13 protein-coding genes are annotated in these 13,393 nt (G+C 41.9%); 5 read left to right on the top strand and 8 right to left on the bottom strand.

All coding sequences use genetic code 11. The annotated features are described in order from the left end of the window. Window positions 1-20: 20 nt before the first annotated feature. Together AAHB15_RS15040 and AAHB15_RS15035 are read right to left on the bottom strand one after the other, a co-directional pair. Window positions 21-332 (bottom strand): spore coat protein, encoded by a 312-nt coding sequence (locus AAHB15_RS15040; protein ID WP_342042720.1) that lies wholly within the window; start codon window positions 330-332, stop codon window positions 21-23. Continuing rightward, window positions 332-535, bottom strand: a complete 204-nt coding sequence (locus AAHB15_RS15035; protein ID WP_335573361.1) for a hypothetical protein — start codon at window positions 533-535, stop codon at window positions 332-334. Before AAHB15_RS15035 ends, AAHB15_RS15040 begins: the two co-directional genes overlap by 1 nt. A gap of 133 nt (window positions 536-668) precedes the next feature. Here AAHB15_RS15035 and AAHB15_RS15030 point away from each other — a divergent pair, with 133 nt between their 5' ends. The 4 genes from AAHB15_RS15030 (at window position 669) to AAHB15_RS15015 (ending at window position 4,003) form a co-directional block, all read left to right on the top strand. Continuing rightward, a complete protein-coding gene (locus AAHB15_RS15030) occupies window positions 669-878 on the top strand; it encodes a spore coat protein (protein ID WP_205180216.1) in 210 nt (69 codons plus the stop codon). A 15-nt stretch (window positions 879-893) separates the two neighbouring features. Continuing rightward, window positions 894-1,253 carry a spore coat protein gene (locus AAHB15_RS15025; RefSeq protein WP_335573362.1) on the top strand — a complete coding sequence of 120 codons (360 nt, stop codon included), beginning with the start codon at window positions 894-896 and terminating at the stop codon, window positions 1,251-1,253. Between the two features lie 15 nt (window positions 1,254-1,268). Further along, window positions 1,269-2,405, top strand: coding sequence for a zinc-dependent alcohol dehydrogenase (locus AAHB15_RS15020; RefSeq protein ID WP_342042719.1), 1,137 nt, complete (start codon window positions 1,269-1,271; stop codon window positions 2,403-2,405). Between the two features lie 137 nt (window positions 2,406-2,542). Next, window positions 2,543-4,003, top strand: a complete 1,461-nt coding sequence (locus AAHB15_RS15015; RefSeq protein WP_342042718.1) for an alpha-amylase — start codon at window positions 2,543-2,545, stop codon at window positions 4,001-4,003. 66 nt (window positions 4,004-4,069) lie between these two features. Here AAHB15_RS15015 and AAHB15_RS15010 read toward each other — a convergent pair whose 3' ends face one another. Together AAHB15_RS15010 and AAHB15_RS15005 are read right to left on the bottom strand one after the other, a co-directional pair. Next, window positions 4,070-4,990, bottom strand: coding sequence for a DMT family transporter (locus tag AAHB15_RS15010; RefSeq protein WP_335573388.1), 921 nt, complete (start codon window positions 4,988-4,990; stop codon window positions 4,070-4,072). An 88-nt stretch (window positions 4,991-5,078) separates the two neighbouring features. After that, complete coding sequence (locus tag AAHB15_RS15005) at window positions 5,079-7,358, bottom strand: EAL domain-containing protein (protein ID WP_342042717.1); 2,280 nt, start codon at window positions 7,356-7,358, stop codon at window positions 5,079-5,081. A 228-nt stretch (window positions 7,359-7,586) separates the two neighbouring features. On the opposite strand from AAHB15_RS15005, the gene AAHB15_RS15000 reads away from it, so the two are divergent. Further along, window positions 7,587-9,002 (top strand): aminotransferase-like domain-containing protein, encoded by a 1,416-nt coding sequence (locus AAHB15_RS15000; RefSeq protein ID WP_342042716.1) that lies wholly within the window; start codon window positions 7,587-7,589, stop codon window positions 9,000-9,002. 27 nt (window positions 9,003-9,029) lie between these two features. Here AAHB15_RS15000 and AAHB15_RS14995 read toward each other — a convergent pair whose 3' ends face one another. From AAHB15_RS14995 to AAHB15_RS14980, 4 genes are all read right to left on the bottom strand, one after another. Further along, window positions 9,030-10,295 carry an MFS transporter gene (locus tag AAHB15_RS14995; protein ID WP_342042754.1) on the bottom strand — a complete coding sequence of 422 codons (1,266 nt, stop codon included), beginning with the start codon at window positions 10,293-10,295 and terminating at the stop codon, window positions 9,030-9,032. A 126-nt stretch (window positions 10,296-10,421) separates the two neighbouring features. Continuing rightward, window positions 10,422-11,255: an SDR family oxidoreductase gene (locus AAHB15_RS14990; protein ID WP_342042715.1), complete on the bottom strand. Its 834-nt coding sequence runs from the start codon at window positions 11,253-11,255 to the stop codon at window positions 10,422-10,424. Then, window positions 11,231-12,331: a mannonate dehydratase gene (gene uxuA, locus AAHB15_RS14985; protein ID WP_342042714.1), complete on the bottom strand. Its 1,101-nt coding sequence runs from the start codon at window positions 12,329-12,331 to the stop codon at window positions 11,231-11,233. Before uxuA ends, AAHB15_RS14990 begins: the two co-directional genes overlap by 25 nt. 15 nt (window positions 12,332-12,346) lie before the next feature. Next, entirely contained in the window at window positions 12,347-13,366 is a 1,020-nt protein-coding gene (locus AAHB15_RS14980) for a zinc-binding alcohol dehydrogenase family protein (protein ID WP_335573369.1), read from the bottom strand. Window positions 13,367-13,393 lie beyond the last annotated feature (27 nt).

Below are 13,393 nucleotides of genomic sequence, written 5' to 3'. Positions count from 1 at the left end.
TTCTTTAAGGTGTAGCAAATCTATTTTTCTGTTACTTTTTGTGCAAGGTTTGTCGCTGTGCTTGCGGCAGTCAAGTCAACCTGCAGCTGCTCACTCAACGCATGTGGATGATAGTATCCCTTTGCAATCATAAAGTTGGTAATACTCTCATGGGTTTGAATGGCATCTCTTAACTGTTCTCTTAAAGCAGTTCGTAATTCTGGAGTAGCCGCTTCGGTAAGAGCAACTGTATAGTTTCGAACCCCTGCTTTCGCAGCGATTAAAAAGTCGGTGGCGATTACCTGATCGGTCATCCCGCCCATCCCCATCATATTTTGAATAAATGAGTTCATCACTGCGCCTCCCGATTGGTTAAAAATTGCTGTAATTGATCAATATGCTGTTGTCCTAAAGTTACATCATTTGCTAGTATGGTTTTTAATTCTTCATCCTGAACAAGTGCCCCCATTGTGGCTGATTTGGTCAGACACAGATTCTTAAAGGTCAACAATTCATGTAAATCAAGAGTTTCATGAAGCCCCAAAAATTTTACCATTCCGTTCACTCCATTAATTCAGTATTTTCGTTCTCTTATATTTTCAATAAATTGTGATCTATATTCATTACTTTCTTAGATTAAATTTGTACGTTTGGAGAAAATATCTATGTTAAGAAATGGAGGTGGGTAAATGGATCAGGAAAAGTTAGCCTTACATGAAACATTAGAAACGCATGAAATCATTAATTTTAAAACCGTCTGTTTGCTTCGATCTAAATTAATGCAGGGAATTTGCTTTAATAATGAATTAAAACAATTAATGGAAAAAGATGTGAAGCAATCCATTCAGGATATAAATGAACTACTGCCCTTTTATAAACAGAGCCAAATACTTCATTAATCAGGAGGTGAAAAGATGCAAGATTATCTAGATCCACGAAATGCAGAGGGTATGCCAAATTTAGCGGATTCCACCTTTGCCATGGATTTTTTACTATCTGTAAAAACTGGGATTCGTAATTATGGCTTTGCCATTACAGAGACGACAAACCCTGAACTAAGAAGAATACTCGCAAAACAACTTGAAGCGGCTCTTGATTTACATGGTGAACTCTCCGAACTCATGATAAAAAACAAATGGCTCCATCCTTATAACTTTAAAGATCAGTTCCCAATTGACTTAAAAGGGGCAGAAACCGCCGTTCAAATTGCCCAAATGACTCTTTTCCCTAATGACACGGACAGGGGCGGAATGTTTGCTACACCAAATGAATAAAAGGAGGGATACTAGATGAAAGCTGTTACTTACCAAGGGATTAAAAATGTAGAAGTGAGAGAGGTAAAAGATCCCTCTATTAAAAACTCAGATGATATCATTGTAAAAATTACAACCTCCGCGATTTGTGGGTCCGACCTTCATTTAATTCATGGCATGATTCCCAATACGCCTACAGATTTTGTCATTGGTCACGAACCAATGGGAGTGGTAGAAGAAGTGGGACCAGATGTCCGAAACCTAAAAAAGGGGGACCGGGTCATTATCCCTTTTAATGTGAGCTGCGGAACTTGCTGGTATTGTCAGCATGACCTAACAAGCCAGTGTGATAATTCCAATCCACATGGGGACATGGGAGGTTTTTTTGGGTACTCCGAAACAACGGGAGGCTATGCTGGCGGGCAAGCGGAATATATGAGGGTGCCATACGGGAATTTCACTCCTTTTAAGATCCCTGAAAATTGTGAAGTGGAAGACGAAAAACTGGTATTGCTTGCAGATGCGGCCTCGACAGCCTATTGGTCTGTTGATCATGCAGGTGTGAAAGATGGGGATACAGTTGTCATTCTAGGCTGCGGCCCCGTTGGCTTGCTCGCACAAAAATTCGCCTGGTATAAAGGGGCAAAACGGGTCATTGCTGTTGATTATATTGACTACCGTTTGCAGCATGCCAAACGGACCAACAACGTGGAAATCGTCAATTTTGAACAGCATGAAAACACAGGACAATACTTAAAGGAAATCACGAAAGGCGGAGCTGACATCGTCATTGATGCAGTCGGGATGGATGGTAAGTGGACACCGATGGAATTTCTGGCAAGCGGGCTAAAGCTTCATGGTGGAGCAATGGGTGCCATTGTCATTGCCAGTCAAGCAGTTCGAAAAGGCGGCACGATTCAAATCACCGGTGTCTATGGCGGGCGCTATAATGGTTTCCCACTCGGAGATTTATTCCAGCGAAATATCGACATAAAAGCAGGACAAGCACCGGTTATTCCTTATATGCCTTATCTTTACGATTTATTTTCATCCGGAAAAATCGACCCAAGTGATGTAGTAACACATGTCCTCCCCTTAGATCAAGCAAAGCATGGTTATGAAGTGTTCGATACCAGAACAGAAGACTGTATAAAAGTAGTCTTAAAACCATAAATAAGCGCGGGGACGGTTCTCATGCTTCGGAAGCATGAGAACCGTCCCCGCGCTCCCTTGCTCCCCTGGATTAACCTGGTGTCTAACTGGGTAAACATTCTATACTTGATGATTTGATGACAAGGGGGAAGCAGAGCATGGAAAGAAACAAAACGATTATGCAATTTTTCGAGTGGCATCTAGAACCGGATGGCACTCATTGGACCCGTTTGAAGGAAATGGCCCCGCAATTAAAAGAACAAGGCATCTCCTCTATCTGGATACCACCCGTGACAAAAGCGTCCTCACCGGAGAATAATGGTTATGCTCCATACGATTTATATGATCTCGGTGAATTCAATCAAAAAGGATCCACCCGGACAAAGTATGGAACGAAACAGGAACTAATCGAAGCCATATCCGCATGCCACAATCTTGGCATGAAAGTCTATGTAGATATAGTGATGAACCATAAAGCAGGTGCTGACGAAACACAAATTTTTAAAGCCGTTGAAGTCAACCAGGAGGACCGGACAGAAGATATATCTGAACCCATTGAGATCGAAGGTTGGACAAAGTTCACCTTCCCAGGACGTGCGGGAAAATATTCTTCTTTTCAATGGGGGTTTGAACATTTCAATGGAACCGATTGTGACGAAAAGACAGGAAATTTAGGAATCTATAAAATCCTTGGAGAGGGCAAGGATTGGAGTCACCATGTGGATAAAGAATTTGGCAATTATGACTATCTGATGTTTGCGAATATTGACTATAACCATCCTGAAGTCAAAAAAGAAATGATCAAATGGGGCAAATGGCTTGCCGATAACCTTGATTGTGATGGGTACCGCCTAGATGCCATCAAGCATATTAATCATGAGTTTATTCACGAGTTTGTAAATGAGCTGCGAAATCATCGAGGAGCGGATTTTTATATTGTAGGCGAATTTTGGAAACACGACCTAGAGGCATGTCAGAAATACCTTGATCACGTGGACCATAATATCTCTTTGTTTGATGTCGCCTTACATTATAAGCTGAATCAAGCCTCCAATGAAGGAAGAGACTTTGATTTAACCCGCATCTTTGAAAAAACCCTTGTAAGTTCTCACCCCGAGCATGCGGTTACCTTCGTTGATAATCATGACACCCAACCCCATGAATCCTTGGAATCGTGGGTCCAAGACTGGTTTAAGCCTAGTGCCTATGCCCTGATTCTCCTTCGAAAAGATGGATATCCATGCCTCTTCTATGGAGATTATTATGGAATCAAAGGCCCAGAGCCGGCAGATGGAAAAAAGGAAATCCTCGATTCTCTGCTTTTTGCCCGCTACCATAAAGCCTACGGAGAACAGCAAGATTACTTCGACCATCCAAATACGATCGGCTGGGTTCGGCTGGGTGTGAAAGATTTTAAGCATTCCGGATGTGCTGTTGTCATTTCCAATGGAGACGATGGTGAGAAAAGAATGTACGTTGGCGAGAGAAAAGCTGGCGAAACATGGGTAGACCTGACGAACTCAAGGGATGAGCAAATCATCATCGATGAAGATGGATGTGCGACTTTCCCGGTTAACGGAGGAAGTGTTTCGGTTTGGGCTTGCGTTCCTAAAGAGTAAAATAAAGGGCTGTTCCTTGAATTCCAATTTCAGGAGAACAGCCTTTTTATTTTTCTAACTAATTTTTTACGCTGGATGGTTTCCTTGTTTTATAGGGCCTTTAAGATATGACTTCAAATTTGGCAGCGAAATGATGATGGTTCCAAGGATAATCGTTAATGCACCTATTCCGGATACCCAGGAAAGTGCTTCATGATAAAAAACCACTCCTAGCAGCATTGCAAGAATCGGTGAAACAAACAGCCAAGTCGAAGGGAAAACCGGATTTGTTTTCGATACAAGCCAGTAATAGAGACTATGCCCTAGCATAGAGCCAAACACAATTAAATAAAGATAAGAGCCAATCGCTGCCGGACTTACCATAGCACCCCAATGAATATCTTCCGTCATGAAAGACAAGAGCATCAACAGGATTCCGCCATGCATCATTTGAGCCGCATTCAAAGCAATCGGGGATACCTGATCGAACTGATTGATTACTCTTTTTGAATAAATCGTTCCCGATGCATAAAAGACCTCACCTACGATAATTAAAAGACAACCCACCAACACAAACGTATCCATATGAAAAGTAAAGCTTGGTAAAAGGAGAAGAAAAACCCCCACGATTCCTACCAAACATCCAATAAAGGAACTTGAATCAGCCTTCATTTTTAAAATAAAGGTTTGGATGAGCAGGATCATCATCGGCCCTGTGGCTGATAAGACGGCTGCCGTTCCGGATGGGACGAACTGCTCTGCCCAATATAAAGTCGCAAACGTACCAAATGTTAATCCAATCCCCGAGAGCAGCATCTCCTTACGAAAAAACAAACCAAGAGTGGCCCTTCTTTTTATCACCATCATCGCAAACAGAATCAAACCGGCTATAAAAAAACGAAGTCCTGCCGATAAAAATGGCGGCACACCTGCATCAATCCCAATCTTTATTGCCAGAAAAGTCGTACTGAAAATCAAACACATAAATAAATAACCGATAATAACCAAGACTATTCCCCCTTTTGCTCCATTATAGGGGATGGTGAATAGAACAGATGAAGATGAGCAGACCAGATTGTAAGCAAAGGGACGGTTCTCATGCTTCGGAAGCATGAGAACCGTCCCCGTGCATCTTGGGAAACCTAACCTCAACGGTTGTTCCTTTATTTTCTATGCTTTTTATCGTAATGGTCCCATTATGCTGTCTGATGATTCTAAAGCATAACATTAAACCAAGACCGGTACCTTTTTCTTTATTGCTATAGAACGGCTCTCCTAGTCTTTTGAGTCGTTCTTCACTTATCCCCATGCCATTATCGATAATACTAATAAGGACATGCTTATCTTCTAAACTTCCAACAATTTTAATACTGCCTTCATTTACCATAGCTTCCATACTGTTTCTCATGATGTTAATGAAAACCTGTTTGACTTGATTAACATCACACATAATGGATGGGAGCAGATGGTCAAATTCATGATAGATTTGAACATTTTTCAGATTGGCCTCTGGACGAAGCAAGGTCACAACATCTTGAAGAATGGATCTCAAGTCAGACTTATTCGATTTGAATGGTTGTGGTTTAGCCAGGTTTAAAAATTCTTGAAGGATATCCTCAATCCGTTGAAATTCCTCAAAAATAACATTAAAATATTCCGGCTTATAGATCCCTTGCTGGAATAGCTGGATAAATCCTTTTATAGATGTCATTGGATTTCGAATCTCATGCGCAACACCGGCTGCTAGTTCTCCTACAATGGCTAATTTCTCTGATTGTGCTAATTGCTCTTCTGTTCTTTTTTTATCTGTAATATCGCGTCCCACAATAATAAAATGGTTTATTTCACCATGACTGCTAAACACAGGTGTACCGATCCCCTCAATTAAGACCCAGTTACCATTAGCATGTAAAAAACGCGCTTCCATTCGAGTGGAGGGGTTCTTATTTAAAATTTGTTGATATCGTCTCATGACTTCATCCCTGTCTTCGGGGTGAATTAATCGAAGTAAGCTGCCCTCCTCGTAGGATTTTGTTGGCGTCCCAAGTACCCTGCCAAGTGAAGGAGATGCATATAAAATCTTGCCAAGGCTATCCAACAACATAAGGATATCACTCATATTCTCCGTTATAAGGCGATACCTGGACTCACTTTCTCGTAAAGAGATCTCTGTCTGTTTTCGCGCGGTTATATCAACACACGACCCAATGACCTCGATGATCTCTCCGCCTTTTTTAATAGGGCGTAAACTAGCTAGATAAACAATTCCATTTATCTCGTCCTCATAATGAACAAGTTCTTCCCCCTCCCACGCCCTCTGGTAGTATGCTGTTTTATTCAAGGCTTTTTCCAAAGGAAGAAATTCATCTAATCTTTTCCCTACCACTTGCGCAGGGGTCGATCCCATCCGGTATAGTAATTCGCCATCACAGAGGGTATGAACAAATTTGCCGCCTATTTTTTTATACTTAAAGATCATTCCTTGTTGCATCCGAACGGTATCTTCTAACTCTTTTTTTGCTTGCTTTAATAGCTCCTCATACCAGATACGATTCCTTGTACCTTCGGGCATACCGTATTGATTTACAACTTGTTGAACCTCAAAAAGTTTTTCTTTTAACTCAGTCGCCGGCATAGGTTTACTAAAGAAATATCCTTGCCCCTGATCACACAAATGCTGTTGGAGAAATATGAGCTGTTCCTTTGTTTCAATTCCTTCTGCCACAACCTTTAAGTTTAAATTGTGAGCGATGGAGATAATCGTTTTAACAATCGCCGCATCATTCGGTTTGTGATGAAGTTCTTTTACAAAAGACTGGTCAATTTTTAATGTATCAATCGGGAATTCCTTTAAATAATTAAAGGAACTATATCCTGTCCCGAAATCATCAATACTGATAGAAATTCCAAGTTGCTTCAGTTGTTGTAAGGATGAAATGGTATGCTCCATATCAGACTTTAAACTCTCGGTTAATTCCAACTCTAGATAGTGCGGATCAAGTCCTGTTTTTTGTAGAACTTCTTCAATCGTCTTAACTATATTTGAGTTACTAAACTGTTTTGGTGATAGATTGACAGAGACCACTGTGTAAAAACCTTCATGCTGCCAATTTACCATTTGCCTGCAAGCAGTTAGTAAAACCCATTCTCCAATCGGGATAATCAAACCTGTCTCTTCAGCAATCCTAATAAAACTTTCTGGTGAAACCATTCCCCATCTAGGGTGATTCCATCTAATTAACGCCTCTACTCCAACTAGTTCACCTGTTCTCAAATCCAGCTTCGGCTGATAGTGAAGGAAAAACTGGTTCTGTTCAATCGCCTTTTGCAGCTCGATTTTGATTTCTTTATCTATTAAAAAATTTGATTCATTCACAATTTATACCTCATTGGATGTTGATAAAATCAAAAACATATTGTAAGTTTATCACATTTTTAAAATTAAATGGCTTCATAATCCCCCCAATTGAACAGGACTAAAGTAGGAATTTACTAAGTCCTTAATAAAAGATTAATAGATAAAAGTATCTTAATTTTCGCTATAAGCAGCGAGCCCAGATACAATAGAAATATGCTAAAAATTATGAGGAATGGAGGGAAGAAAATGAGGAAAGCTGATTACCTTTTTAATCAAATCTATGATTATGTAGTAAACCGCATCGAACTGGGTGAATGGAGAGAAGATGAAAAGCTCCCCTCGATTAGAAAACTAGCAGTGGACTTCGATGTTCACCGCTTAACCGTATTAAAAGCTTACCAGCTTCTAAAAAAGGAAAATAGAATCTATTCAAAAGATAAATCCGGCTATTATGTGCAATCCGGTGAAAGAGAAAATCTTGAAAACCCAATCGTCTCTGCCTATGTGCAAAAAAATCATTTATCGGAAATTCATAAAGTACCAGTTTCCTATCAATTTTCACAGGCATTAATTGACCCCAATTTGTTGCCGAATCGCTATATCTCTGATTATGTAAAAAAAGTGTTTGACCTCTACCCAAAGGTACTGTCCACCTACTCCACCGTTCAAGGTGACGAAGAGCTGCGTCAATCGCTTTCCGACTATTTCAATCAACACTATCAGACGATTACAAATCCTGATCAGCTATTAATTACAGCTGGTTCCCAGCAAGCCATTCATCTGATTGCTCAAGCGTTTGTGAAAGCACGAGACACAATTCTTTTGGAACGGCCGAGCTACAGTTCAGCCATAGACGTATTTAGAGCCCAAGGAGCCAATATTGTCACGGTGGACATTCATCCCTTCGGGTACGATTTAGAACAGATTGAATTCATCATGAAGGAACACAAACCACGTCTTTTCTATTTGAATCCAACCTTCCATAATCCAACCGGATACACGGTACCAGCAGAACAACGGAAGCAATTAGTCCAGTTAGCTGAGCAATACCGCTGTCTCTTAATCGAGGACGACGCCTACTATGACATCTATTTTGACCAAGAGCCGCCGCCGCCCATGTACACCTATGATACCTCTGGTATGGTGATCTATATTAAAAGCTTTTGCAAATATATCTCACCTGGGTTAAGGATTGCCTTTTTGATGAACAGTCAACCTTCTATAATGAGATCACTGCTTTCAGTAAAATCGTTAGTGGATAACGGTTCACCGCTGCTCAATCAAAAGATTTTCCTGCATTATTATTCTTCGTCAAGACTGCAGCAGCATGTTGAAAAACTACGAATTGCCTTACAAATACGGAAAGAAATCATGGAAGAGGAGCTGTCAGCGACGGATTGGCAATGGACCAGCCCAAATGGCGGCTTGAATTTATGGGTACGGCTGCCAAACCAGCTTTCAACAGATGACTTACTGGCAAAGAGCTTAAAGCACTCTATATCGTTTGTTCCCGGCCAAATTTGCGATCCGTTAAAAGAGCCATCCTCCTGGCTGCGGTTAAGCTATTCATTCGCCAATGAAGAACAAATCTCGATGGGAATGCGAAAGTTTATTGAACTGATAAACAAGCAAGGGGACGGTTCTCATGCTTCCGAAGCATGAGAACCGTCCCTTCGCTCTTGCCATAGGTTAAACAGTCATATTTACGTCTGCTTTTTTCGTGTTGGGGTACTTGATAGGACGAACAAATCGGATGACAGAAAGCGAAGCAAACACGGCCAGTCCGCCTGCTAATAAAAAGGCTGACGTGAATGAACCAGATTGATCCACTAAGTACCCTGTTAATGCCGGTCCAATGATTCCAGCGGTGTTAGCCAAAAAGTGCATAAATCCACCCACTGATCCAACACTGCCTGGTTCGACAACGTCCTGGACAATGGCCCAGTAAATGGCACCTGTCAAGTATAGGAAGAAGACCGAGAGCGCTACCAACGTTACGGCACTGACAGTCGTTGTGACAAGGCCGGCACATCCGATACAAACAGCTGAAATAAATAAACAAGTAACAAGCACAACTTTTCTTGAGAATAGAACACCTTTGTTGGTAAACTTTTTAAAAACAAAATCTGAAACAAATCCGCCAGAGGCAAGACCGATGAATCCTACAATCCATGGAATCATGGTAATCACACTCATCTCCTTCACATCCATATGGCGGGCATCTACTAAATAACTTGGGAACCAGGTTAAGAAGAAGAACAAGATATAGTTATAGGAAAAGAACGCAAAAGCCGTAAATAAAACTGTTTTTTGTTTTAGATAAAAAGTTAATGGACGTCTTTCATGTAAAACCTGATCCGCTTTTACCACTGCCGCCTTTTTCGCAGCCGCAGCTGGCTTTTCTTTTACAAATTTCCACCATGACACCGCCCAAACAAGACCGATGACCATGATAAGTAGAAAGGAGATCTTCCAGCTGAAGGTAATCGCGATGAAGCCGACAATCGGGCCAGAAATCGCACCGCCAAGTGGTGTTCCGCTATTCGCCAAACCAACCGCAGACGCACGTTGGTCAGCCGGGAACCAGTTATTGACCATTTTACTGATCGTTGCCGACAGCGGGCCTTCCCCCATTCCGAATAAAACACGAATGACAATTAAACTAGTAAATCCCACGGCTAAGGCAATAGCGCCGCTAAATAAGGACCAAACGATCATCGCAACGAACAAAGTAAGTTTCGCACCGTATTTATCAGAAGCCATGCCGCCAATAAAGTTAAAAATCGCATATCCAACAGAAAAACTACTAAAAATAATTCCCATTTGAGTGGCCGACAAGTGCAAGTCTTCCTTTATAAACGGAGCCCCAATCGACAATGCAGAACGGTCTAAATAATTAATGACGCCGGCTAAGAATAGTAACAACAGGATAGGCAATTTATCTTTCGAAAACATTTTGGCTAACATTCATATACCCCCTAGAATCTTGTCAACGCTTTCAATTTCCTTTTTTAAAAAATCCAATCCCTGTGCGAACGACTCCCCAGTCATTCGCACTCCCATATCTGTTCACAGCAGCACTTAAACTCCCGAATAGGCTAAAAAGCCTCCATCCACCGGTACCGTGATACCTGTTATAAACCCAGAATACTCTTCATCTAAAAGCCAGAGCATGGTCCCTATTAAATCTTCCGGTTTCCCAAACCGTTTCATAGGGGTTCCGGTAATAATTTTTTTCGAACGTACGGTATAGCTTCCATCCTCATTAAGCAGCAGGTTTTTATTTTGGTTTGTCAGGAAGAACCCCGGTGCAACCGCATTTACTCGTAAGCCCTTTTCGGCAAAATGAACCGCCATCCACATCGTAAAATTATTAATCGATGCTTTTGCTGCACTGTATGCAGGTACTTTTGTCATTGGAGCATAAGCACTCATTGATGAAAAATTGATAATCACCGGTGCCTTTGCCTCAAGCAAAGATTTTCCGAATACCTGACTAGCTAGAAAAGACCCAATAAAGTTACTGTCAAACACCTGAGAAAAACCCTTTGGATCTAATTCAAAAAATGACTGCCCGCTGCCGTCTTCATAAGTCTCAGGACCGGTTATCGCGTCAGGGTGATTGCCTCCTGCACCATTGATCAAAATATCAACACTGCCAAACGATTCAAGGATGATTTCTCGAGCGTTCTCAAGGGATACCTTATCCAAAACGTTCGCTGCAATCGCTATGGCAGTTCCGCCTGATTGAACAATTTCATCCACTACCTTTTGTCCTTTTTCAGCCGTTCGATTTAAAATCGCTACTTTCACGCCATGGCGGGCAAGTTCACGCGCGATCTCTGAACATAAGACACCGCTTCCGCCTGTAATGACGGCCACCCTGCCAGTTAAATTTTCATGAATGGGGAGCATTGAAGTTCACCTGCTTCCTTATTAGATTCGTAGGCATCCCATAAACCATGTAAATACATGATGCCTAAGGCACGGTCATACAGCCCATATCCCGGGCGGCAGACTTCACCCCAAATGTGGCGTCCATGGTCTGGTCTTACATAGCCCTGATAATTCTGTTTGTTCAATTCTCCCACGACATCTTTAATATTAATAGAACCATCTTGTGTATAATGGGAGGTTTCTACAAAATCACCATTCTCATAGATTTTTACATTACGAATATGGGAGAATGGTGAGCGACTCGCATACTTCTTGGCGATTTCCACCATATCATTGGCCGGATTGGCCCCCATTGATCCCGAACACAAGGTAAAACCGTTTGCCGGAGAATCGGAGATGCTAATCAGTTTTTCATAGCTTTGTTCCCCTGTAATGATTCTTGGCAATCCAAAAATGGACCATGGCGGATCATCGGGATGAATCGCCATTTTTATGCCGGCCTCCTCCGCAACAGGGAGTATTTCCTCTAGGAAAAAGGCTAAGTTCCCCCATAGGGCTTCCTCATCTACTTCTTTATAAGCATCAAACAACTCCGTAATTCGGGCAAGCTTTTCCGGTTCCCAGCCTGGCAGTGTCATGTCAGACGACGCAGAAACGGTCCGAATAAGCTCCTCAGGATCTAGATTGTCAACCTTCGCCTTTTCATAAAACAATGCCGTTGAACCGTCCTCCAAAGGATGAAACATTTCTGTCCGCGTCCAGTCAAAGACCGGCATGAAGTTATAGCAGATAACCTTCACGCCAAACTCGCCAAGATTGCGAATGGTTTGCTTGTAATTTTCGATATACTTCATTCGGTCCTTGTTACCTAGTTTAATAGATTCATGGACATTGACACTCTCAACGACGTCTGTATGGAATCCAAACGATTGAATATAATTAACTTCCGCTTGGATCTCGTCCTTCTCCCACACTTCCCCAACTGGTTTATGATGCAATGCCCAAACAATTCCTTTAACCCCGGGAATTTGTTTCACTTGATCCAAGGAAACGGTATCATTATCTCGTCCATACCATCGAAATGTAATATTCATAACACACCTCCGCCTTTAATCAAACGTAATAATTGCTTTCCTAACTAGGTCAGGATGTTCTTCGACAAACGTAAAAGCTTCCTGTACTTGTGCAAGAGGGAAGGTATGGGTTACCAGCCCATTATGACGAAGCTCTCCTTCGTTAAGCAGCTCTACTACTTTCGGAAATTGATAGGTTTGTAGTCTTGATCCAGTAATCGTTACTTCCTTCTTGGTAATAGGAAGCTGTGATATTGCGGCCGGTTGTTCATCAAAACCAAGTACGACCACATTTCCGGCAGCAGAAACGGCCTCAAGTGATAATGCAAACGTAATAGGAAGGCAAACTGCATCAATCACTTTGTTTGCTCCTTCGCCATTTGTCCATTCCTGTACAGCCGTTAAAACATCTTCCCGCCCTGCATTAACCACTACATCTGCACCATTTTCTTTCGCAAAGGATAGTCTCTCATCACTCAAATCTGTGACCATCACCGTTGCACCATGGAACTTTGCCATCTTGAGAACACAAATACCAATCGGTCCGGCTCCCTGGATTAGAACGGTGTCTCCTTCTTCCACCTGTCCGCGAAAAACAGCCTGTGCGCCGATCGTGTAAGGTTCGGCTAAAACAATTTCTTCCCATGAGAGTTCAGAATTCACCTTATGCAATTGTTTTTCAGGAAGGACAAACCATTCGCGCATCCCGCCATCTTCATGGACCCCAAATACCGTTAAGGATTGGCACACGTTAGGCTGTCCCTTGCGGCAGGCATAACATTCTCCGCAATAACGGATCGGCTCCACTACAACATGATCACCAACTTGCAGATTCGCAACCTCTGGTCCAATTTCAACCACTTCTCCTGCTACTTCATGGCCCACGACTCTCGGTAATGTCGCCAAAGGGTTTGTGCCATGGTAAATATGAAGATCTGAGCCGCAAATACCTACTCGTTTTACTTTAATCAAGACATCCTTCGGATTGACAATGTGCGGTTTTTCAACTTCTTGAATGGTCAGCTTATGTGGTTTACTTACTTGTACCGCTTTCATTTTTGTCCACCTTCTTTATTAAAATTT

This window comes from Bacillus sp. OTU2372 (genome assembly GCF_038440275.1).
Lineage (GTDB): Bacteria > Bacillota > Bacilli > Bacillales > Cytobacillaceae > Neobacillus > Neobacillus bataviensis_B.
This window is presented reverse-complemented; position numbering and strand designations above follow the sequence as displayed.